The sequence below is a fragment of the Streptomyces sp. 7R007 genome (genome assembly GCF_054850255.1).
This window is the reverse complement of the sequence record NZ_JBTWMV010000016.1, coordinates 165,718-186,869: the sequence shown is the minus strand read 5'-3', so window position 1 is coordinate 186,869 and position 21,152 is coordinate 165,718. Positions and strand designations below refer to the sequence as shown.

Below are 21,152 nucleotides of genomic sequence, written 5' to 3'. Positions count from 1 at the left end.
GCGGAGCGGCCCGTGCCCGGGCAGGGTGTTTGGAGGGTCACCAAACCGCCCCTGAGTAAGGGAAGTTCGTGGCGGTGGTGTTGGGGCGATCATACGGCTTCGCGGGGCCCGCGCGTGCAACGTACGTGTTACGGATTGGACGAGCACGCCGGCTCCGGCCGGTGTCAAGCCGCCTTGTACGGGCGCCGCGAATGTGTTCTCGTGGTGCTCTGCGGGTGCGTGCGGGCAGGTGGACGGAGGGGCGGGACGTGACATCGACGGCCGGTGGTGCCGGACAGCTGCTGGCCATCAGCGACCTGCACATCGGGTACGCCGAGAACCGCGCCCTGGTCGAGGCGATGCGCCCGGGCACGGACGACGACTGGCTGCTGGTCGCCGGCGACGTCGGCGAGCTGACCGCCGACATCCGCTGGGCCCTGAAGACCCTCGCCGGCCGCTTCGCCAAGGTGATCTGGGCGCCAGGCAACCACGAGCTGTGGACCCACCCCAGGGACCCCGTCACCGTACGCGGCGTGGCCCGCTACGAGCACCTGGTCGCCCTGTGCCGCGAACTCGGCGTCATCACACCGGAGGACGACTACCCGGTGTGGCAGGGCCCCGGCGGCCCGGTCGCCGTCGCCCCGCTGTTCCTGCTGTACGACTACTCGTGGCTGCCCGCCGGCAGCGTCACCAAGGCCCAGGGCCTGGACCACGCGCACGGCACCGGGATCGTGTGCAACGACGAGTACCTGCTGCACCCCGACCCCTACCCCAGCCGCGAGGCCTGGTGCCGGGCCCGGGTCGCCGAGACCGAGCGCAGGCTCGCCGCGCTCCCCGGCGACCTGCCCACGGTGCTCGTCAACCACTACCCGCTGGACCGGCACCCGACCGACATCCTGTGGCACCCGGAGTTCGCCATGTGGTGCGGCACCTCGCTGACCGCCGACTGGCACCGCCGCTTCCGCGTCCAGACCATGGTCTACGGCCACTTGCACATCCCGCGGACCACCTTCCACGAGGGCGTCCGCTTCGAAGAGGTGTCCGTCGGCTACCCCCGCGAGTGGAGCAAGCGGTCGCAGCCGCCGGGGAGGCTGCGCCGCATCCTGCCGACACAGGAGGGAGCCGCGTGATCGAGGAGCTGCTGCCGGAGGAGGTCGTCGCCGTGGAGGTGCACGGCGACGACGGGAGCGAGCCCGCGCCGCTGTATCCCGAGGAGGAGGCCGTCGTCGCGCAGGCCGTCGCCAAGCGCCGCCGCGAGTTCGCCCTGGTGCGCTCCTGCGCCCGGCGCGCGATGGAGAAGCTCGGTGTCCCGCCGCAGCCGCTGCTGCCCGGTGAACGCGGCGCCCCCGGCTGGCCGCCCGGCCTGGCCGGCAGCATGACCCACTGCGAGGGCTACTGCGCGGCCGTCCTGGTCCGCGCCACCGACCTGGCCTCCCTCGGGATCGACGCCGAACCCCACCAGCCGCTGCCCGAGGGCGTGCTGGACGCCGTGGCGCTGCCCGCCGAGGCGGCCCGGCTGCGCCGGCTCGCCGCCGAGCGGCCGTCGGTGCACTGGGACCGGCTGCTGTTCAGCGCCAAGGAGTCCGTCTACAAGGCGTGGTTCCCCCTCACCGGGCAGTGGCTCGACTTCAGCGAGGCCGACATCGACGTCTTCGGCGATCCCGGCAGCCGGCCGCAGGGCGGTTTCCGCGCCGAACTCCTCGTCCCCGGCCCGGTGGTCGGCGGCCGGCGGATCGGGCACTTCGACGGCCGCTGGACCGTCCGGCGGGGGCTGGTGGCGACCGCGGTCACCGTGCCGCACACCGCCTGAGCGGTGTCCGGCGTCACGGCTGCGGGCACCAGTTCTGCAGCAGCCGGAAGAACGCCTCCTCGTTGCCCGTCAGTCCCGCGTCCGCCAGCGCCTGTTCCGCCTCGGCGAGCACGGCGGGCGGTACGACGGGTGGTCGGCCGGAACCGGGCGGACCGTCGAAGGCGGCTCGCACGGTGTGCAGCAGGCGCAGGTAGGCCTGGACGGCGGTGCGCTCGCGGTCGGTCAGTACGGCTGTGGGCATCGTCGGCTCTCCCGGGTCGGCGTCATCGGTCTCCCGCGCGCACGCGGGTGTGCGACTCCAGCTTGCCGCCCGCCACTGACAATCGGCCTCGGACGCGGTGCGGCGCGTCCGTGTAGCGGCGCCGAAACCTTCTCGAAACCGCAGGTGGGAAAGGAGTTCTACGCTGGAGGGAAGGCATCGCGGCCGCTGTCCTCGCGGCCACGGACCGGGGAGGTGACATGGCCGACGCCCCACGACCGCGCCCGTCGCGGACGGTTCGGCTGCGGCCGGTGGGCGACGCGGAACTGCGGGTCCGTCACCGTCTCGTGCACGGCTACCGGCGGGCCTTCCGGATGGCCGGCGAGGGTCCGGCGCTGGTGCTCGTCCACGGCATCGGCGACTCCTCGGCCACCTGGGCCGAGCTGATCCCCGACCTCGCCCGCACGCACACCGTCATCGCCCCCGACCTGCTCGGCCACGGCCCCTCCGACAAGCCCCGCGCGGACTACTCGGTGGCCGCGTACGCCAACGGCCTGCGGGATCTGCTGACCACGCTCGGCATCGAGTCGGCGACCCTGGTCGGGCACTCGCTGGGCGGGGGCGTGGCGATGCAGTTCGCCTACCAGTTCCCCGAGCGCACCGAGCGGCTGGTCCTGGTCAGCGCCGGCGGGGTGGGCCGCGAGGTCAACCCCGTGCTGCGGCTGGTCTCGCTGCCCGGGGCCCATCTGCTGCTGTCGGCGCTGCGACTGCCGGGGATGCGGTTGCAGGTGGGGCTGGCGGCGCGGCTGATGCGGCTGCTGGACACCGACCTGGGCCAGGACGCGCCCGAACTGCTCACCCTGGTCGACGCGTTGCCGGACGAGACCTCCCGCAACGCCTTCATCCGCACGCTGCGGGCCGTGGTCGACTGGCGCGGACAGGTCGTCACCATGCTGGACCGGTGCTATCTGACCGAGGGCATGCCGACCATGCTGCTGTGGGGCGACCGGGACAGCGTGGTGCCGGTGCGGCACGCGTACGGTGCGCACGAGGCGATGCCCGGCAGCCGGCTGGAGATCTTCGAGGGCGCGGGCCACTTCCCCTTCCACACCGACCCGGCCCGTTTCGTCTCCCTGATCGAGGACTTCACGGCCACGACCGCCCCCGCGGACTGGAGCCGGGAGCGCTGGCGCGACCTCCTGGTCGAGGGCCGCCCGACCACGACCCACGGCCGCGCCCGGGAACGAACCTTCAGAGAGGCCAGCGAACGCAGCGCCACCTGAACACCGGCACTATGCCTGAGCCCACGCCGGCGGTTCGCCGGGGGCCTGCATCCCGCGTCAGGGCCCCGGGCTCGGGCCGGCGTCTGGTGGCGGGCTTGCGTCCTGCGTCAGCGCCTGTGTCGCGCCCTGGGCTGGGTCCATCGACTGGCCGCGGGCCTGCGTCCTGCGTCCACGCCGGTTTCGCGGTCTGAGCTCGCGCCGGCGGTTCGTCGGGGGCTGTGTCCCGCGTCAGGGCCCGTATTGCGTTCCGGGCTCGGGCCGGCGTCTGGTGGCGGGTTTGCGTCCTGCGTCAGGGCTTGTGTCGCGGCCTGGGTTGGGTCCATCGACTGGCCGCGGGCCTGCGTCCTGCGTCAACCTCGGTTTCGCGGTCTGAGCCCGTGCCGGCGGTTCGTCGGGGGGCCGCACCCGCGGTGCGCCCGTGTCCTGAGCCCGCGCCGGCGGGTCCTCGTGGGGGATGCGCCCCTACGCGTGGCGCCGCCCGCGCCCGCGTCAGTGGTCCGGTGTGCTTCGTGTTGCGTTCCCGTATCCGCCTCAGCGGCCCAATGGGCCTCGGTCCGAGCCCAGGTAGCCCAGGGAGGCGCCGATGCGGCCGGCCAGGTGGTCGCGTTGTACCGGGCCGCGCGGGGAGGAACCCGTCAGCCAGGTGCGGCACTTGCTGGCCAGGAGGAGGCCGAACGTCTCGGCCTCCTTCTCGTCGGCCAGGTCGAAGCGGCTGCGCGCGGCGACCGTGCGTACGGCGGCGCGCAGGGCGGCCTCGCCGGCCTCGTCGGACTCGGCGCCCAGCAGCCGGGCCGCCACCTCCGCGCCCTCGACGTGATGGCCGCGGTGCCCGGCCTGCATGTGCCACAGCTCGTGGCCGAGGATCACCAACTGGTGGTCGGGCGCGGTGCGTTCCTCGATCACGACCAGGTCCTGGTCGGTCATGTCGAGCCACAGCCCGCTCGCCGTGCCGGTCGGGAAGGCGGCCGTACGGAAGTGGACGGGACGGCCACGGCGTCTGCTCATGCCGTCGCACAGCGCGCCGTACAGCTCCACCGGCCGCGCCGGTGCGGCAAGCGTCAGCTCCCCGACCAACTCGCCGCACAGGCGGCGCATTTCCCTACCGATGCCCACAGTTCTCCCCAGGCTCACGACTCGGGCCGCTTCACGCTCTCCAGGAGCATGTCCAGCCACTCCGCGACCTTGTCCCGGTGCTGGTCGGTGGGCAGCTGTGCGGCCCGCCAGGCGATCCCGCGCACCCCGTGGTCCTGCAGCAGCCGCTCCAGCGGGTCCTCGGCGGCCGCCGCCTCCCGCTCGGCGAGCTTCTGCAGCAGTTCCTGTTCGGTGCTCTGCAGGGCCCCCGCGAGAGCCTCCGGATCCTCGGCGGTGAGGAACCCGGCGTGCACGCGGAAGAAGCGCTGGAGGGCGTCGCAGTGCTCCATCGTGGGCCGCCGGTCGCCGTTGATGAGCGCGCCGGCCTGCTGCCGGGACATGCCCGCGCCGTCGGCGATCTCCTGCTGCGTGTACCGGCGGCCGTTGGGCTTCAGCCGGGTGCGGCGCAGCAGGTCCAGCCGCTGCAGGAACCGCGCCTGCACATCGGGTTCGCCCGCCGGGCGCCCGCCGAGCAGCGCCTTGACCACGGGTTCGGGCACGCCGGAGGCGACGGACAGGCGGCCGGTGTCGAAGACCTGCGTGTGGGGCACGCCGAGCCGGTCGGCGAGCGCGGCGACGCGAGCGACGACGGACGGCAGCGCAGCGGTCGTCGTGGTGCCCGGACTCTCGAAGCCATCCGTCACCGACAGATCTCCTACGTTTCTCACAGGCTTCTCACAAGCGGTTGCCGTGAACCTGACGGAGAGTACCCGCTGGTTCGAACTCACATCCAGGTCTCGCCACAACTGTGGCCTATTTCAGCCGTCAACAGGCACGAAATGCCACGATAGTTGACACCGCTCGAGTCGGGGCCGCAGGATCAAGGGCGCCGCGTGAAGGCCGCAGAGGCAAGAGGGGTGACCTCCCGATGGCATATCAGGCAGGTGGGCAGCGGTCGGTGCCGCAGCCCGTCCCCGTCAGTCCCGAGGCCCAGGCCTATCTGCAGGACTACGCCGCCCTCATGGACGCGGTGCCCTTCCCGTCGCTCGTCGTGGACCACCGCTGGGACGTACTTCTCAGCAACAGCGCTTTCGCGTCACTTTTCCGCGAGGTGGGCCCCCACCCGACGGCCATGCCGGGCGACAACTTCCTCCGCTTCGTCCTCTTCCACCCGGACGCGGCCACGGTCCTCGGCGAGCACGAGTCCAGCTGGTGCCTGCCGATGCTGGCGCACTTCTCCGCCGCCGTCGAGCGCCACGGCCACGACCACGGACTGCAGGCCATCCGCCGCGAGATCGCCCAGGACCCCCTCATGGAGGCCGCCTACCGGCAGGGCCTGCCGCACTGGATGCGCGCGGTCGGCGAACAGGCCGTCGAGCACGACGGCGCCGTACGGCCCCTGTTCCACCCCGATCCGCGCTGGGGCGCCACCGACTGCCGGGTCGTGGAGGAGACGCCGCGCACGCTGCGCGAGATCGGCTGCACGCGGCTGACGCTGGTGCTGCGCGCGACGCGCCGCGAGCGGCCCCGCACCCGCGCGCCCCGTCCGGCCGCCGCCCACCTGAGGGTGGTGCCGTCCCCAGAGGTCTGACCGGGCACCGTCGGCGTTCAGGTCGCCGACGGCGCCTTGTCAGCACGCTCCGACGTCAACACGCTCCGACGTCAACACGCTCCGACGTCAGCACGCCCCGACGTCAGCCCGCCGCGACCACCAGGACGAGCGGCACGCCCCCGCACGGCACCAGGCGCAGCCCCCCGAAGCGGGCCGGCTGCCCCCGCTCCAGTACGGCGGCGAAGTCCGGCCCCTTGGTGAGCGACCCGGCGAGGTGCGCCGGGTCCGCGGAGGCCGCCACCCGCCCACGCGCGTTGACCAGGTACGCCGCCCCCGGCAGCCGCCGCAGCAGCGGCAGGACGGCCGCCTCGAAGTGCCGCAGGTAGACGTCGGCCGCGGCCACTCCCGCGAACCGGCCCGCCACCTCGACCGGCGCGGACAGCGTGAGGCTGTACTCGTCGGAGCAGAGGTAGTCGACGTAGGGTCCCGCCACGGCCCGGTGGCCGGTGTCGCGGGGCAGCGCGAACCAGTCCCAGTGCGTGTAGTCCGAGTACGCCGACTGCGCCGGGTCCAGGTCCAGCAGCAGCGGTCGTACGTCGCCCTCGGCGCTCGTCTGCCACCACTCCAGCCAGGCCGGTACGTCGCCCAGCAGTCCGGGCGCGGCCACGAAGCCGACGCCGGAGACCAACTCCTGCCGCGCCAGGCGCAGATGGAGGCCGGGGCGCAGCGCCGCGAGGTCGGCGGTGGCGGGGCGGCGGCCCTGCGCGGCCACCCGGGCCAGCAGCGCCGTCGTGTCGGCGCGGGTCTCGGCGACGGCGTCGAACACCGCCTCCAGCGCGCCGCCGACCCGCGCCGCCACCTGCTCCTCGGCACACGCGTCGAGCGTCGTGGCCGCCGTGGCCACGAGGCCGGGGCTGCTGCTCATCGCGCCCTCCAGCGGACGGGACCGGACGCGGTGCGCCTACAGGGACAGCCGCAGGGCGATCAGCCGCGCCGTGGACTGCCGTACGCACCGCTCGGCCAGCTCCCTGGCCGATTCGTGGGAGCCATCTTGCACCGCGGAGATTACGTTTCGGAGTCGCTCGGAGACCTCTTCACGATATTCGTCGTCCCCGAGCACAAGGCACAGCAGCGCCCCCACCTCGGTCTGCAGGGCCACCTGCTCCCGGGTCAGCCGGGCCGACTGCGCGGCGGCGGCCAGCTCCACGTGGAAGCGGCCGTACACGCGACTGCGCGCCGCCGCGTCCTCGGCCAGCGCCAACTCCTCTGCCGTACGCCGTAGTTGTCCGAGGTCGTCGGGCTCGGTGCGCTCCGCGGCGAGCCGGGCCGCCGTACCCGACAGGGCGGCCCAGTGGTCGCCGAGGTCGCGCAGTTCCTCGGTGCTCCAGCCGCGCAGCCGGACCCTGAGGCGCTCGTCGCCGGGGAGTTCGGGCAGGGAGACGAAGGAGCCGCCGCCGCGGCCCCGGCGGGTGGTGACCAGCCCCTGCTGGCGCAGCGCCATCAGCGCCTCCCGCAGGGTCACCGTGGACACGCCGAGCTGCCCGGCCAGCTCGCTCTCGCCGGGCAGTTGCTCACCGTCGGCGAGCAGGCCGAGCTCGATGGCGTCACCGAGCCGCCGGACCACGGCCTCGACGCGCGCCCGGCCCTCGACCGGCGCGAAGACGGCTCTGCGCGCGCCGCCCTCAGTCGATTGCTTCACGGCCACCACCTTGTGCGTTGACTCAAGCTTTACCCTAAGGGGGCCTTGAGCTTTGAACTATGACTTCATATGTTTCCGTACAACGTACGAGGACGCCAGAAAGGTTCCCGCCCATGGAGGGGATTGCGATCCGGCTGCGGGATCTGCGCAAGTCGTTCGGGGAGACGACCGCGGTGGCCGGGGTCGACCTGGAGATCCGGGACGGGGAGTTCTTCTCGATGCTCGGCCCCTCCGGATCGGGCAAGACCACGGTCCTGCGCATGATCGCCGGGTTCGAGACGCCCACCGCCGGCCGGATCGAGCTCGCGGGCCGGGACGTCACCCGCCTCGCGCCCTTCGAGCGGGACGTGCACACCGTCTTCCAGGACTACGCCCTCTTCCCGCACATGACCGTCGAGCAGAACGTCGCCTACCCCCTCAAGATCCGCAAGGTGCCCAGGGCCGAGCGGCTGGTGCGCGCCCGCAAGGCCCTCGACGAGGTCCGCCTCGACGGCTTCGGCCGGCGCCGCCCGGCCCAGCTCTCCGGCGGCCAGCGCCAGCGCGTCGCCCTCGCCCGCGCCCTCGTCGGCCGCCCCGGCGTGCTCCTGCTCGACGAACCCCTCGGCGCCCTCGACCTCAAACTGCGCGAGCAGATGCAGGTCGAACTCAAGGCCCTGCAACGGGAGGTGGGCATCACCTTCGTCTTCGTCACCCACGACCAGGAGGAGGCCCTGACGATGAGCGACCGCATCGCCGTCTTCCACCAGGGCCGCATCGAACAGGTCGGCACCCCCGCCGAGATCTACGAACGCCCCGCCACCGGTTTCGTCGCGTCCTTCGTCGGCACCTCCAACCTCCTCGAAGGCGAGGCCGCCCAGCGCGTCGTCGGCACCCCGGGCACGTACAGCATCCGCCCCGAGAAGATCCGCGTGCTGAAGGAGTCCGCCGGCGTGGAGGCGCCCGGGCACGCCACCGCCGTCGGCACCGTCGCCGAGGTCGTCTACCTCGGCGACACCACCCGCTTCCTGGTCGACCTGGACGCCGGCGGCCGGCTCACCGCGCTCCAGCAGAACCTCGAAACCTCCGCCGAGGACGTCGCCGCCTACCGCGGCACCCGGGTGCGCCTGGAGTGGCAGCGCCGCCACACCGTCCACGTCCCCGACTGATCCCGACGAACGTATGGAGAACGTCGTGCGCCTCACCTCCGCCCTCAGAGCCCCCCTCCTCCCGCGCGCCGCGGGAGCGCTGGCCACCGCCGCGGTCCTGCTCGCCGCCACCGCCTGCGGCTCCTCCGGCAGTTCGTCCTCCACCGGCCTCAACCCCCCGGACCTCAAGGCCCAGTCGAAGCTCGGCGCCTCCGAGGGCCAGGTCAACCTCGTCGCCTGGGCCGGCTACGTCGAGAACGGCTCCAACGACCCCAAGGTCGACTGGGTCACCGACTTCGAGAAGCAGACCGGCTGCAAGGTCAACTCCAAGGTCGCCGCCAGCTCCGACGAGATGGTCAAGCTGATGAAGACCGGCGAGTACGACGCCGTCTCCGCCTCCGGCGACGCCTCCCTGCGCCTGATCGCCTCCGGCGACGCGGCCCCCGTCAACACCAAGCTCGTACCGAACTACCAGGACGTCTTCAGCGGCCTGAAGAACGGCGCCTGGAACTCCGTCAAGGGCCGGATGTACGGCATCCCGCACGGCCGCGGCGCCAACCTGCTGATGTACAACACGCAGAAGGTCAGCCCCGCCCCGACCTCCTGGTCCGCGGTCTTCGACGACGCGGCCCGGTACAAGGGCCACGTCACCGCGTACGACTCGCCGATCTACATCGCCGACGCCGCGCTGTATCTGAAGGCCACCAGGCCCGAGTTGAAGATCAAGGACCCCTACGCGCTCGACCAGAAGCAGTTCGACGCGGCCGTCGCCCTGCTGAAGAAGCAGAACGCGAGCATCGGCGAGTACTGGAGCGACTACCTCAAGGAGATCTCCGCGTTCAAGAGCGGCGACTCCGTGATCGGCACCACCTGGCAGGTCATCGCCAACCTCGCCGCCGACGAGGGAGCCAAGGTCAGGGCCTTCGTGCCCAAGGAGGGGTCGACCGGCTGGTCCGACACCTGGATGCTCTACGCCAAGGCCAAGCACCCCAACTGCGCCTACCGCTGGATGAACTGGATCATCTCGCCGAAGGTCAACGCCCAGGTCGCCGAGTACTTCGGCGAGGCCCCCGCCAACTCCAAGGCGTGCGAGGAGACCAGCGACAAGAACTTCTGCACGACCTACCACGCCGCAGACGAGGGCTACTGGAAGAACATCGCCTTCTGGAACACGCCCATCGAGCAGTGCCTGGACGGCCGCACCGACGTCAAGTGCGTGCCGTACGCCAAGTGGGTGCAGGCCTGGACCGAGATCAAGGGCTGAGCGTGAGCGTGCTGACGCGGACCGCGGGGGCGCTGCACCGCCGCCCCCGCCTCAGGCTGTCCCTGCTGCTGACCGCGCCGCTGCTGTGGCTGGCGGTGCTCTATCTCGGCTCGCTCGGCGTGCTGTTCGTCTCGGCGTTCTGGACGACGGACTCCTTCACCTCCGAGGTGGTCAAGGTCTGGTCGGCCGACAACTTCCACGAGCTGCTGACCACGCCGGTCTACCGGGAGGTGATCCTGCGCAGCGTCGGCGTGGCCCTGGCGGTCACCCTCCTGTGCGTGGTGATCGCCTTCCCGCTCGCCCTCTACACCGCCCGCATCGCCCACCCCCGGTGGCGCCCGCTGCTCGTGGTCGCCATCCTCACCCCGCTGTGGGCGAGTTACCTGGTCAAGGTGTACGCCTGGCGGCTGATCCTGTCCCAGGGCGGCCTCGCCGACTGGATGCTGAAGCCGCTGGGGCTGAGCGGCCCGGGCTTCGGTCTGCCGGCGGCCACGCTGACGCTGACGTACCTCTGGCTGCCGTACATGATCCTGCCGATCCACACCGCGCTCGTGCAGCTCCCCGCCGGCCTGCTCGACGCCTCGGCGGACCTGGGCGCCCGGTCCTGGCGGACCTTCCGCTCGGTCGTGCTGCCGATGGTGCTGCCCTCGGTGGCCGCCGGGTCGGTCTTCACCTTCTCGCTCAGCCTCGGCGACTACATCACGGTGCAGATCGTGGGCGGCAAGACGCAGCTGATCGGCAACCTCGTCTACTCCAACATCGAACTCAACCTGCCCATGGCCGCCGCCCTCGGCACGGTCCCGGTCGTCGTCATCGTGCTGTACCTGCTGGCGATGCGCCGCACGGGCGCCCTGAGCAGCCTCTAGGAGCCCGCCGTGCAACTCTCCCGCTCCGCCCGCGTCGCCCTGCGCGTCGCCGCCGGGCTCGGCTTCGCCGTGATCTACGTGCCGTTGCTGCTGGTCCTCGTCAACTCCCTCAACCCCGACCGCAGCGCGAGCTGGCCGCCGCCCGGGCTCACCCTGCACTGGTGGTCCGTCGCCTGGGACGACTCCGGTGCCCGCAGCGCCCTGTGGACCTCGGTGAAGGCGGGGCTGGGCGCCACGGCGATCGCCCTGGTCCTCGGCACGCTGATCGCCTTCGCCGTCGCCCGGCACCGCTTCTTCGGCCGCGACGCCCTGTCCTTCGTGGTGGTGCTGCCGATCGCGCTGCCCGGCATCGTCACGGGCATCGCGCTCAACTCGGCGTTCGGCACGGTCCTCGCACCCCTCGGCGTGGGACTCGGCCTGTTCACCGTGGTCGTCGGACACGCCACCTTCTGCATCGTCGTCGTCTTCAACAACGTGGTCGCGCGGCTGCGGCGCACCGCCGGCTCCTACGAGGAGGCGGCGATGGACCTGGGCGCCGACACCTTCCGCGCCTTCGCCGACGTCACCTTCCCGCTGGTGCGCTCGGCGCTGCTGGCCGGGGGACTGCTCGCCTTCGCCCTGTCCTTCGACGAGATCGTGGTGACGACGTTCACCGCCGGGCCCGGTGTCGAGACCCTCCCGATCTGGATCTTCGACAACATGACCCGCCCGCAGCAGGCGCCGGTGGTGAACGTCGTGGCGGCCGTCCTGGTGCTGCTGTCCGTGATCCCCATCTACGTCGCCCAGCGTCTGTCGGCGGACACGGCGACGGGAAGCCGCGTGTAGCGTCCGGCAACGGCTGTCACGTATACGCAAGCCGCTTGCGTTTCTTGCGCTATTCTTGCGCGCATGACGCGACGACTTGCCGAGGTGGCGAAGAAGGTCGGGGTCAGCGAGGCCACGGTCAGCCGGGTGCTCAACGGCAAGCCCGGGGTCTCCGAGGCCACCCGGCAGGCGGTGCTGAGCGCCCTGGACGTGCTCGGCTACGAGCGGCCCACCCAGCTGCGCGGCGAACGCGCCCGGCTGGTGGGCCTGGTCCTGCCCGAGCTGCAGAACCCGATCTTCCCGGCGTTCGCCGAGGTCATCGGCGGCGCCCTGGCCCAGCTCGGCCTCACCCCCGTGCTGTGCACGCAGACCAAGGGCGGCGTCTCGGAGGCCGACTACGTGGACCTGCTCCTGCAACAGCAGGTCTCCGGCGTGGTCTTCGCCGGCGGCCTGTACGCCCAGGCCGACGCCCCGCACGAGCACTACCGGCGGCTCGCCGAGCGCAACATCCCGGTCGTGCTGGTCAACGCCTCCATCGACGACCTCGGTTTTCCGGGCGTCTCCTGCGACGACGCGGTGGCCGTGGAGCAGGCCTGGCGGCACCTGGCCTCGCTCGGGCACGAGCGCATCGGCCTGGTGCTGGGGCCGCAGGACCACATGCCGTCGGCGCGCAAACTGGCCGCCGCGCGCGCCCTGGGTGACCTGCCCGACGAGCACGTCGCCCGGGCCATGTTCTCCATCGAGGGCGGCCACGCGGCGGCCTCCCGGCTCATCGACCGGGGCGTCACGGGCGTCATCTGCGCCAGCGACCCGCTCGCCCTGGGCGCGATCCGGGCCGCCCGCCGCAAGGGCCTCGACATCCCCGCCGAGGTCTCGGTCGTCGGCTACGACGACTCCGCCTTCATGAACTGCACCGAACCCCCGCTGACCACCGTCCGCCAGCCCATCGAGGCCATGGGCCGGGCCGCCGTCGAGCTGCTGAACGCGCAGATCAGCGGCACCTCCGTGGCCCCCGACGAGCTGCTGTTCGAGCCCGAGCTGGTGGTCCGCGGCTCCACCGCCCAGGCCCCTCGTCACTGAGATCCACTCCTCTGTCGAATAATTACAGATTACGCGCGACATCTTGCGAAGAGTTGTCGGCGGTGCTTGAGTGTGCGGCGCCCACCGCTCCTGCCACGAGGGGTCCACCGATGACACGCACCGGGTTCCGCCGTACGTTCGCCGCGCTCAGCGTCTGTTCCCTCGCCCTGGCCGCCTCGGCCTGCGGCTCGAACGGCGACGACTCCGCGAGCGGCAAGACACGCATCACGGTCAACTGCGAGCCGCCCAAGAGCGCCAAGGTCGACCGGAAGTTCTTCGAGGAGGACGTCGCCTCCTTCGAGAAGCAGCACCCGGACATCGACGTCGTCGCCCACGACGCCTTCCCCTGCCAGGACCCCAAGACCTTCGACGCGAAGCTCGCCGGCGGCCAGATGGAGGACGTCTTCTACACGTACTTCACCGACGCCAAGCACGTCGTCGACGTCCGTCAGGCCGCCGATCTCACGCCGTACGTCAAGGAGTTGAAGAGCTACGGCACCCTGCAGAAGCAGCTGCGGGACATCTACACCGTCGACGGCAAGATCTACGGCATCCCGCGCACCGGCTACTCGATGGGCCTGATCTACAACCGCAAGCTCTTCGAGAAGGCCGGCCTCGACCCCGACAAGCCACCGGCCACCTGGGAGGAGGTGCGCGCCGACGCCAAGAAGATCGCGGCCCTCGGCAACGGCACCGTCGGCTACGCCGACTACAGCGCCCAGAACCAGGGCGGCTGGCACTTCACCGCCGAGCTGTACTCCCAGGGCGGTGACGTCGTCAGCCCTGACGGCAAGAAGGCCACCATCGACACCCCCGAGGGCCACGCCGTCCTGCAGAACCTGCACGACATGCGCTGGAGCGACAACTCGATGGGCAGCAAGCAGCTCCTCGTCATCAACGACGTACAGCAGATGATGGGTTCGGGCAAGCTCGGCATGTACCTCTCCGCGCCGGACAACATCCCGATCCTGGTCAAGGAGAAGGGCGGCAACTACAAGGACCTCGCCCTCGCCCCGATGCCCGGCGGCAAGGGCACCCTCATCGGCGGCGACGGCTACATGTTCAACAAGCACGACACGCCCGCCCAGATCCGCGCCGGCCTGAAGTGGCTCGACCACATGTTCCTCACCCCCGGCCAGGGCTTCCTCGGCGACTACGCCCGGGCCAAGAAGGCGAACGCGCCCGTCGGCCTGCCCGAGCCGCGCCTGTTCACCGGCGCCGCCGACGCCAAGGACCAGCAGGTCAAGAAGGCCAACGCCAACGTGCCGGTGGAGAACTACCAGGCGTTCCTCGACGGCAACCAGCGGCTGGAGATGAAGATCGAGCCGCCGGACGCCCAGCAGATCTACTCCGTCCTCGACGGCGCCGTCTCCGCCGTCCTCACCAAGAAGGACGCCGACATCGACCAGCTCCTCAAGGACGCCTCCGGCAAGATCGACGGCATCCTGGCGCGGAGTTGACCACCATGACCAAGACGGCCGAGCGGCGGCCGGCCGACACGGCCGCCCTCTTCCCGGTCCCGGCGCCGCCCCCGGCAGGGGACCGGAGGCGGCGCCGCCTCGCCGACCAGGCCCGCGCCTACGCCTTCCTCGTCGGCGGCCTCGTCTGCTTCGCCCTGTTCTCCTGGTACCCGGCGATCCGCGCCGTCGTGATCGCCTTCCAGAAGTACACGCCGGGCTCCTCGCCCGAATGGGTCGGCACCGCCAACTTCACCCGCGTCTGGCACGACCCCGAGTTCACCGCCGCCTGGCGCAACACGCTCACCTTCACCCTGCTCGCGCTGCTCCTCGGTTTCGCGGTCCCCTTCGTACTGGCCCTGGTCCTCAACGAGTTGAGGCACGCCAAGGCGTTCTTCCGGGTGGTCGTCTACCTGCCGGTGATGATCCCGCCGGTGGTCAGCGCCCTGCTGTGGAAGTGGTTCTACGACCCCGGAGCCGGCCTCGCCAACGAGGCGCTGCGCTTCCTGCACCTGCCCACCTCGAACTGGTCCAACGGCGCCGACACCGCCCTGGTCTCCCTGGTCATCGTCGCCACCTGGGCCAACATGGGCGGCACCGTCCTGATCTACCTGGCCGCCCTGCAGTCCATCCCCGGCGAACTGTACGAGGCCGCCGAACTCGACGGCGCGGGCCTGCTCCAGCGCGTCCGGCACGTGACGATCCCGCAGACGCGGTTCGTCATCCTGATGCTGATGCTCCTTCAGATCATCGCCACCATGCAGGTGTTCACCGAACCGTTCGTGATCACCGGCGGCGGCCCCGAGAACGCCACGGTCACCGTCCTCTACCTGATCTACAAGTACGCCTTCCTCTACAACGACTTCGGCGGCGCCTGCGCGCTCAGCGTCATGCTCCTGGTGCTGCTGGGCGTCTTCTCCGCCGGCTACCTGCGCCTGACCCGCTCCGGTGAGGAGGACGCGTGAGCACCCGGACCCTCGTCTCCCCGGCCACCCTGGCCCGCCCGCGCGGCAAGGCCGTCTACTGGAGCGTCTTCACCGGCGTCGTCCTGCTGTTCGCCCTCGCCTTCCTCTTCCCCGTCTACTGGATGGCGACCGGCGCCATGAAGTCCCCGGACGAGGTGGCCCGCACCCCGCCCACCCTCGTCCCGCACCACTGGCACCTCGACGGCTACACCGACGCCTGGGACCTCATGCAGCTCCCGCAGCACCTGTGGAACACCGTCGTCCAGGCGGCCGGCGCCTGGTTCTTCCAACTGGTGCTCTGCACGGCCGCCGCCTACGCCCTGTCCAAGCTCCGGCCCGTCTTCGGCAAGGTGATCCTCGGCGGGATCCTCGCCACGCTCATGGTCCCGGCCCAGGCCCTCGTCGTACCGAAGTACCTGACCGTGGCGGACCTGGGTCTGCTCAACGACCCCCTGGCCATCTGGCTGCCGGCCGTCGCCAACGCCTTCAACCTCTACCTGCTCAAGCGGTTCTTCGACCAGATCCCGCGCGATGTGCTGGAGGCCGCCGAGATCGACGGCGCCGGGAGGCTGCGCACCCTGTGGTCGATCGTGCTGCCCATGTCACGACCGGTCCTCGGGGTGGTGTCGATCTTCGCCCTGGTCGCCGTGTGGCAGGACTTCCTGTGGCCGCTGATGGTCTTCTCCGACACCGACAAACAGCCCATCAGCGTGGCACTCGTGCAGTTGTCGCAGAACATCCAGCTCACCGTGCTCATCGCCGCGATGGTGATCGCCAGCATCCCGATGGTGGCGCTGTTCCTGGTCTTCCAGCGGCACATCATCGCCGGGATCAGCGCGGGCAGCACCAAGGGCTGACGCCCTCCCTCCGACAGAAAGGCACGCACCGTGGGACAGCCCCGCCATGCCCCCGAGGAGTGGTGGCGCTCCGCCGTCATCTACCAGGTCTACGTCCGCAGCTTCGCCGACGCCGACGGCGACGGCACCGGCGACCTCGCCGGCGTCCGCTCCCGGCTGCCGTACCTCGCCGAACTCGGCGTCGACGCCCTGTGGTTCACGCCCTGGTACCTCTCGCCGATGAAGGACGGCGGCTACGACGTCGCCGACTACCGCGCCATCGACCCGGCCTTCGGCACCCTCGCCGAGGCCGAGAAACTCATCGCCGAGGCCCGCGAACTCGGCATCCGCACCATCGTCGACATCGTCCCCAACCACGTCTCCGACCAGCACCCCTGGTTCCGCGCCGCGCGCGCCGGCGGCCCCGAACGCGAACTGTTCCACTTCCGCCCCGGACGCGGCCGGCAGGGCGAACTGCCGCCCAACAACTGGCAGTCCGAGTTCGGCGGCCCCGCCTGGACCCGGCTGGCCGACGGCTCCTGGTACCTCCACCTCTTCGCACCCGAGCAGCCCGACCTCAACTGGGCCCACCCCGCCGTCCGCCAGGAGCACGAGGACATCCTGCGCTTCTGGTTCGAGCGGGGCGTGGCCGGCGTCCGCATCGACTCGGCCGCCCTCCTCGCCAAGGACCCCGGCCTGCCCGACTTCGTGGCCGACCGCGACCCGCACCCTTACGTCGACCGCGACGACCTGCACGACATCTACCGCTCCTGGCGGGCGATCGCCGACGAGTACGGCGGCGTCTTCGTCGGCGAGGTCTGGCTCCCCGACAGCGAACGCTTCGCCCGCTACCTGCGCCCCGACGAACTGCACACCGCCTTCAACTTCTCCTTCATGACCTGCCCCTGGCAGGCCGACCGCCTGCGCGCGGCCATCGACGAGACGCTCGCCGAGCACGCGCCCGTCGGCGCCCCCGCCACCTGGGTGCTGTGCAACCACGACGTCACCCGCACGGTCACCCGCTACGGCCGCGCCGACACCGGCTTCGACTTCGCCACCAAGGCCTTCGGCACCCCGACCGACCTCGCCCTCGGCACCCGCCGCGCCCGGGCCGCCGCCCTGCTCTCCCTCGCCCTGCCCGGCTCCGTCTACGTCTACCAGGGCGAGGAACTGGGCCTGCCCGAGGCCGACATCCCGCGCGACCGCATCGACGACCCGATGCACTTCCGCTCCGGCGGCACCGACCCGGGACGCGACGGCTGCCGGGTGCCGCTGCCGTGGGCGGCCGGGGCGCCCCACGCCGGCTTCGGCGGCGAGCCCTGGCTGCCCCAGCCCGCCGACTGGCCCGCGTACGCCGCCGACCGCCAGGCCGCCGACCCCGCCTCCATGCTCAGCCTCTACCGCACCGCGATCGGCCTGCGCCCCCTCTTCGGCGACGGCCCGCTGACCTGGCTGCCCGCGCCCGACGGCGTCCTCGCCTTCACCCGCGGCAAGGGCGCGACCTGCGTGGTGAACCTCGCCGACACCCCGGCCGAACTGCCGGCCGCCACCCGACTCCTGCTCGCCAGCGGCCCGTTGGACGACGACGGCCGCCTCCCCAAGGACACCGCGGCCTGGCTCAGGTCCTAGGGCCGCGTCCACCCCCACCCGAAGGGATCAGCCCATGCACAGAACTGTCAGGGGCATGCCAGCAGCGCTGGTCGTCGCCCTCTCTGCCGGTCTGCTCACCGCCGTCACCCCCGCAGCCCACGCGGCCTCCGGCGCCACCCTGCCCTTCACCTCCGTCGAGGCCGAGTCGGCGACCACCACCGGCACGACGATCGGCCCCGACTACACCCAGGGCACCCTCGCCTCCGAGGCGTCCGGACGCCGGGCGGTACGCCTCACCTCCGGCCAGCGCGTCGAGTTCACGGTGCCGCGCGCGGCGAACGCCGTGAACGTCGCCTACAGCGTCCCCGACGGCCAGTCCGGCTCCCTGGACGTCTACGTCAACGGGACGAAGATCGCCAAGACCCTCCCCGTCACCTCCAAGTACTCCTACATCGACACCGGCTGGATCCCGGGCGCCAAGACCCACCACTTCTTCGACAACGCCCGGCTGCTGCTCGGCCAGAACCTCCAGGCGGGCGACAAGGTCGCTTTCGTCTCCACCGGAACCCAGGTCACCGTCGACGTCGCCGACTTCGAGCAGGTCGCGGCCGCCGCCTCCCAGCCGGCGGGCTCGGTCTCGGTCACCTCCAAGGGCGCCGACCCCAGCGGCAACGGCGACTCCACGCAGGCCTTCCGGGACGCGATCGCCGCCGCCCAGGGCGGCGTGGTCTGGATCCCGCCGGGCGACTACAAGCTCACGTCCTCCCTGAGCGGCGTCCAGAACGTCACCCTCCAGGGCGCCGGCAGCTGGTACTCGGTCGTGCACACCTCCCGCTTCATCGACCAGTCCAGCTCCTCGGGCGCCGTCCACATCAAGGACTTCGCGGTCCTCGGCGAGGTCACCGAACGCGTCGACTCCAACCCGGACAACTTCGTCAACGGCTCGCTCGGTCCCAACAGTTCGGTCTCCGGCATGTGGATCCAGCACATGAAGGTCGGCCTGTGGCTGATGGGGAACAACGACAACCTGGTCGTCGAGAACAACCGCATCCTCGACACCACCGCCGACGGCCTCAACCTCAACGGCACCGCGCGCGGGGTCCGGGTCCGCAACAACTTCCTGCGCAACCAGGGCGACGACGCGCTCGCCATGTGGTCGCTCTACGCGCCCGACACCGGCTCCAGCTTCGAGAACAACACCATCTCCCAGCCCAACCTCGCCAACGGCATCGCAATCTACGGCGGCACGGACATCGCGGTGAAGAACAACCTGGTCTCGGACACCAACGCCCTCGGCAGCGGCATCGCGATCTCCAACCAGAAGTTCCTCGACCCGTTCTACCCGCTCGCCGGCACCATCACCGTCGACGGCAACACCCTCGTGCGCACCGGCGCGATGAACCCCAACTGGAACCACCCCATGGGCGCGCTGCGCGTCGACTCCTACGACAGCGCGATCAACGCCACCGTCAACATCACCAACACCACGATCACCGACAGCCCGTACAGCGCCTTCGAGTTCGTCTCGGGCGGAGGACAGGGCTACCCCGTCCGGAACGTCACCGTCGACGGCGCGAGCGTGAAGAACACCGGCACGGTCGTCGTCCAGGCCGAGGCGCAGGGCGCCGCCACCTTCCGCAACGTCACGGCCACCGGCGTCGGCGCCGCCGGGGTCTACAACTGCCCCTACCCGGCGAACTCCGGCAGCTTCGCCCTCACCGACGGCGGCGGCAACTCCGGCTGGAGCAGCACCTGGTCGGACTGCTCGACCTGGCCCCAGCCCGGCCAGGGCAACCCCGACCCCGACCCGAACCGCAACCTCGCCAAGGGCCGTCCCGCCACCGCCACCGGCTCGCAGGACGTCTACACCCCGGGCAAGGCGGTCGACGGCGACGCGAGCAGCTACTGGGAGTCCACCAACAACGCCTTCCCGCAGTCCTGGACGGTCGACCTCGGCTCGTCGTACGCGGTGCGCCGGCTGGTGCTGAAGCTGCCGCCGTCGGCCGCGTGGGGCGCGCGCACGCAGACCATCACCGTGCTGGGCAGCACCGACGGCTCCACGTACAGCACCGCCCTGGCCGCTAAGGACTACCGCTTCGACCCGGCGACCGGCAACACCGCCACGGTCGCCCTGCCCACCGGCACGAACCTGCGCTACCTGCGCCTGACCGTCAGCGCCAACACCGGGTGGCCCGCGGGCCAGTTCAGCGAGGTGGAGGCCTACCTGACCGACTGACACGGTGTTTCCGGCGTCCGTCCGGCACGTCAGCACCGGGTTGCGAAGACTTCTCGGCGACCCCCGCCCGCGAGGGAGGGCGTTCTGACGGCCCGGTAACCGGCCCCTCACGCTCCGGCAAGAAGGCGCGAGGACGCTGACGCCATGACCGACACCACTTCCGGCACCCCGGCCCCGGCGACCGCTCCGACCCTCTTCGAACAGCTCGGAGGTGAGGAGGCCGTCGGGGCCGTCGTCGACCTCTTCTACGACCGGGTGCTGGGCGACCCGGAACTGCGGCCCTACTTCGACGGTGTGGACCTGGACCGGCTCAAGCAGCACCAGCGGCGCTTCATCGGCCAGGCCCTGGGAGCCACCCGACCCTACTCCGGCCGCTCCATGCGCAAGGCCCACGAGCACCTCGCCATCACCGACGACGCCTTCGGCCGGGTGGTCACCCACCTGGCCGGCGCGCTCACCGAGGCGGGCGTGGACGAGGAGACCATCGGCACGATCGCCGGCACCCTGCTGCCGCTCAAGCAGGACATCGTCACCGCCTGACCCTCACACGCGGTCCGCCTTCCCGCGCTTCGCCGCCTGGATCTGCTCGTAGACATGGGTGCGCAGCTCGGCGAAGCGCGGGTCGACCCGGGTGTGCAACTGATCCCGCTCGTCGGGCAGATCGACCTTCAGCTGCTCCTGCACGACGGTGGGGGAGGCGGACAGGACGACCACCCGCTCGCCCAGGTAGACGGCCTCGTCGATGTCGTGGGTGACGAACAGGAGCGTGATCCCGCGCTCCCGCCACAGCCCGCGCACCAGGTCCTCCAGATCCGCGCGGGTCTGGGCGTCGACGGCCGCGAACGGCTCGTCCATCAGCAGTACTTCGGGCTCGTACGCCAGCGCGCGGGCGATGGCGACGCGCTGCTGCATACCGCCGGACAGCTGCCAGGGGTACGCTCCGGCGGCGTCCGCGAGGCCGACCGACTCCAGCGCGTCGGCGACCAGCTCCTTGCGCCACTTCTTGCTCAAGTCCTTCTGCTTCAGCGGCAGTTCGACGTTCTCCCCGACCCGCATCCACGGGAACAGGCTGCGCCCGTACTCCTGGAAGACGAACGCCATTCCGGGCGGCGGCCCGGTCACGCGTTTGCCCGACAGGTGCACCTCACCCGCCGTCGGCGTGAGCAGTCCGCCCACGCACTTCAGCAGGGTGGTCTTGCCGCACCCCGACGGGCCGACGAGACACACGAGTTCGCCCGCCTCGACGGTGAAGGTGAGGTCCCGTACCGCCTCGACCTGGCGGCCCGCACCCTCGTAGACCTTCTTCAGACCGCGTACGTCGAGCATGGTGCGCCCTT

At 71.3% G+C, this 21,152-nt stretch carries 21 protein-coding genes; 15 read left to right on the top strand and 6 right to left on the bottom strand.

The genetic code is table 11. The features are described from left to right. The first annotated feature begins 248 nt into the window (after positions 1–248). Positions 249–1,109 carry a metallophosphoesterase family protein gene (locus tag ACYF6T_RS22560; protein WP_461698609.1) on the top strand — a complete coding sequence of 287 codons (861 nt, stop codon included), beginning with the start codon at positions 249–251 and terminating at the stop codon, positions 1,107–1,109. Then, the gene (locus ACYF6T_RS22555; protein WP_461698608.1) at positions 1,106–1,789 is read left to right on the top strand and encodes a 4'-phosphopantetheinyl transferase family protein; all 684 of its coding nucleotides are present in this window, start codon (positions 1,106–1,108) and stop codon (positions 1,787–1,789) included. Before ACYF6T_RS22560 ends, ACYF6T_RS22555 begins: the two co-directional genes overlap by 4 nt. Positions 1,790–1,802: 13 nt before the next feature. Here ACYF6T_RS22555 and ACYF6T_RS22550 read toward each other — a convergent pair whose 3' ends face one another. Then, a complete protein-coding gene (locus ACYF6T_RS22550; protein WP_461698607.1) occupies positions 1,803–2,030 on the bottom strand; it encodes a hypothetical protein in 228 nt (75 codons plus the stop codon). Positions 2,031–2,248: 218 nt separating this feature from the next. On the opposite strand from ACYF6T_RS22550, the gene ACYF6T_RS22545 reads away from it, so the two are divergent. Continuing rightward, positions 2,249–3,271, top strand: a complete 1,023-nt coding sequence (locus ACYF6T_RS22545; protein ID WP_461698606.1) for an alpha/beta fold hydrolase — start codon at positions 2,249–2,251, stop codon at positions 3,269–3,271. Between the two features lie 531 nt (positions 3,272–3,802). On the opposite strand, the gene ACYF6T_RS22540 is transcribed toward ACYF6T_RS22545, so the two are convergent. After that, the gene (locus tag ACYF6T_RS22540) at positions 3,803–4,366 is read right to left on the bottom strand and encodes a toxin-antitoxin system, toxin component (protein ID WP_461698634.1); all 564 of its coding nucleotides are present in this window, start codon (positions 4,364–4,366) and stop codon (positions 3,803–3,805) included. A gap of 32 nt (positions 4,367–4,398) precedes the next feature. Beyond that, entirely contained in the window at positions 4,399–5,046 is a 648-nt protein-coding gene (locus ACYF6T_RS22535; RefSeq protein WP_461698605.1) for a helix-turn-helix domain-containing protein, read from the bottom strand. Between the two features lie 224 nt (positions 5,047–5,270). Here ACYF6T_RS22535 and ACYF6T_RS22530 point away from each other — a divergent pair, with 224 nt between their 5' ends. Then, positions 5,271–5,933, top strand: a complete 663-nt coding sequence (locus ACYF6T_RS22530) for an MmyB family transcriptional regulator (protein WP_461698604.1) — start codon at positions 5,271–5,273, stop codon at positions 5,931–5,933. Positions 5,934–6,036: 103 nt separating this feature from the next. Here ACYF6T_RS22530 and ACYF6T_RS22525 read toward each other — a convergent pair whose 3' ends face one another. Continuing rightward, positions 6,037–6,819, bottom strand: coding sequence for a cache domain-containing protein (locus tag ACYF6T_RS22525; protein WP_461698603.1), 783 nt, complete (start codon positions 6,817–6,819; stop codon positions 6,037–6,039). A gap of 36 nt (positions 6,820–6,855) precedes the next feature. Beyond that, complete coding sequence (locus tag ACYF6T_RS22520; RefSeq protein WP_461698602.1) at positions 6,856–7,602, bottom strand: FadR/GntR family transcriptional regulator; 747 nt, start codon at positions 7,600–7,602, stop codon at positions 6,856–6,858. Positions 7,603–7,706: 104 nt separating this feature from the next. Here ACYF6T_RS22520 and ACYF6T_RS22515 point away from each other — a divergent pair, with 104 nt between their 5' ends. The 11 genes from ACYF6T_RS22515 to ACYF6T_RS22465 all read left to right on the top strand — a co-directional run bounded on the left by ACYF6T_RS22515 (position 7,707) and on the right by ACYF6T_RS22465 (position 20,355). Continuing rightward, a complete protein-coding gene (locus tag ACYF6T_RS22515; RefSeq protein ID WP_461698601.1) occupies positions 7,707–8,738 on the top strand; it encodes an ABC transporter ATP-binding protein in 1,032 nt (343 codons plus the stop codon). A gap of 25 nt (positions 8,739–8,763) precedes the next feature. Further along, positions 8,764–9,981 (top strand): ABC transporter substrate-binding protein, encoded by a 1,218-nt coding sequence (locus tag ACYF6T_RS22510; RefSeq protein WP_461698600.1) that lies wholly within the window; start codon positions 8,764–8,766, stop codon positions 9,979–9,981. 2 nt (positions 9,982–9,983) lie between these two features. After that, the gene (locus ACYF6T_RS22505; RefSeq protein WP_461698599.1) at positions 9,984–10,847 is read left to right on the top strand and encodes an ABC transporter permease; all 864 of its coding nucleotides are present in this window, start codon (positions 9,984–9,986) and stop codon (positions 10,845–10,847) included. 9 nt (positions 10,848–10,856) lie between these two features. Then, positions 10,857–11,672: an ABC transporter permease gene (locus tag ACYF6T_RS22500; RefSeq protein WP_461698598.1), complete on the top strand. Its 816-nt coding sequence runs from the start codon at positions 10,857–10,859 to the stop codon at positions 11,670–11,672. 63 nt (positions 11,673–11,735) lie between these two features. Then, complete coding sequence (locus tag ACYF6T_RS22495; RefSeq protein ID WP_461698597.1) at positions 11,736–12,731, top strand: LacI family DNA-binding transcriptional regulator; 996 nt, start codon at positions 11,736–11,738, stop codon at positions 12,729–12,731. 110 nt (positions 12,732–12,841) lie between these two features. Next, positions 12,842–14,191, top strand: a complete 1,350-nt coding sequence (locus tag ACYF6T_RS22490) for an ABC transporter substrate-binding protein (protein ID WP_461698596.1) — start codon at positions 12,842–12,844, stop codon at positions 14,189–14,191. A 5-nt stretch (positions 14,192–14,196) separates the two neighbouring features. Continuing rightward, positions 14,197–15,153, top strand: a complete 957-nt coding sequence (locus ACYF6T_RS22485; RefSeq protein WP_461698595.1) for a carbohydrate ABC transporter permease — start codon at positions 14,197–14,199, stop codon at positions 15,151–15,153. Further along, positions 15,150–16,010 carry a carbohydrate ABC transporter permease gene (locus tag ACYF6T_RS22480; protein WP_461698594.1) on the top strand — a complete coding sequence of 287 codons (861 nt, stop codon included), beginning with the start codon at positions 15,150–15,152 and terminating at the stop codon, positions 16,008–16,010. Before ACYF6T_RS22485 ends, ACYF6T_RS22480 begins: the two co-directional genes overlap by 4 nt. 30 nt (positions 16,011–16,040) lie before the next feature. Then, positions 16,041–17,618 carry a glycoside hydrolase family 13 protein gene (locus ACYF6T_RS22475; protein WP_461698593.1) on the top strand — a complete coding sequence of 526 codons (1,578 nt, stop codon included), beginning with the start codon at positions 16,041–16,043 and terminating at the stop codon, positions 17,616–17,618. Between the two features lie 55 nt (positions 17,619–17,673). Then, positions 17,674–19,815 (top strand): discoidin domain-containing protein, encoded by a 2,142-nt coding sequence (locus ACYF6T_RS22470; protein WP_461698592.1) that lies wholly within the window; start codon positions 17,674–17,676, stop codon positions 19,813–19,815. A 144-nt stretch (positions 19,816–19,959) separates the two neighbouring features. Next, positions 19,960–20,355 carry a group I truncated hemoglobin gene (locus tag ACYF6T_RS22465; RefSeq protein WP_461698591.1) on the top strand — a complete coding sequence of 132 codons (396 nt, stop codon included), beginning with the start codon at positions 19,960–19,962 and terminating at the stop codon, positions 20,353–20,355. A gap of 3 nt (positions 20,356–20,358) precedes the next feature. Here the strand turns inward: ACYF6T_RS22465 and ACYF6T_RS22460 are convergent, their stop codons facing one another. Then, entirely contained in the window at positions 20,359–21,141 is a 783-nt protein-coding gene (locus ACYF6T_RS22460; protein WP_461698633.1) for an ABC transporter ATP-binding protein, read from the bottom strand. Between the last annotated feature and the right edge of the window lie 11 nt (positions 21,142–21,152).

Excerpts from the sequence above, each read along its gene's own strand:
- ACYF6T_RS22470 (WP_461698592.1), top strand. The coding sequence starts at position 17,674 with ATGCCAGCAGCGCTGGTCGTCGCCCTCTCTGCCGGTCTGCTCACCGCC.
- ACYF6T_RS22485 (WP_461698595.1), top strand. The coding sequence starts at position 14,197 with ATGACCAAGACGGCCGAGCGGCGGCCGGCCGACACGGCCGCCCTCTTC.
- ACYF6T_RS22550 (WP_461698607.1), bottom strand. The coding sequence starts at position 2,030 with ATGCCCACAGCCGTACTGACCGACCGCGAGCGCACCGCCGTCCAGGCC.
- ACYF6T_RS22540 (WP_461698634.1), bottom strand. The coding sequence starts at position 4,366 with ATGCGCCGCCTGTGCGGCGAGTTGGTCGGGGAGCTGACGCTTGCCGCA.
- ACYF6T_RS22515 (WP_461698601.1), top strand. The coding sequence starts at position 7,707 with ATGGAGGGGATTGCGATCCGGCTGCGGGATCTGCGCAAGTCGTTCGGG.
- ACYF6T_RS22465 (WP_461698591.1), top strand. The coding sequence starts at position 19,960 with ATGACCGACACCACTTCCGGCACCCCGGCCCCGGCGACCGCTCCGACC.
- ACYF6T_RS22490 (WP_461698596.1), top strand. The coding sequence starts at position 12,842 with ATGACACGCACCGGGTTCCGCCGTACGTTCGCCGCGCTCAGCGTCTGT.
- ACYF6T_RS22545 (WP_461698606.1), top strand. The coding sequence starts at position 2,249 with ATGGCCGACGCCCCACGACCGCGCCCGTCGCGGACGGTTCGGCTGCGG.
- ACYF6T_RS22495 (WP_461698597.1), top strand. The coding sequence starts at position 11,736 with ATGACGCGACGACTTGCCGAGGTGGCGAAGAAGGTCGGGGTCAGCGAG.
- ACYF6T_RS22530 (WP_461698604.1), top strand. The coding sequence starts at position 5,271 with ATGGCATATCAGGCAGGTGGGCAGCGGTCGGTGCCGCAGCCCGTCCCC.
- ACYF6T_RS22460 (WP_461698633.1), bottom strand. The coding sequence starts at position 21,141 with ATGCTCGACGTACGCGGTCTGAAGAAGGTCTACGAGGGTGCGGGCCGC.
- ACYF6T_RS22525 (WP_461698603.1), bottom strand. The coding sequence starts at position 6,819 with ATGAGCAGCAGCCCCGGCCTCGTGGCCACGGCGGCCACGACGCTCGAC.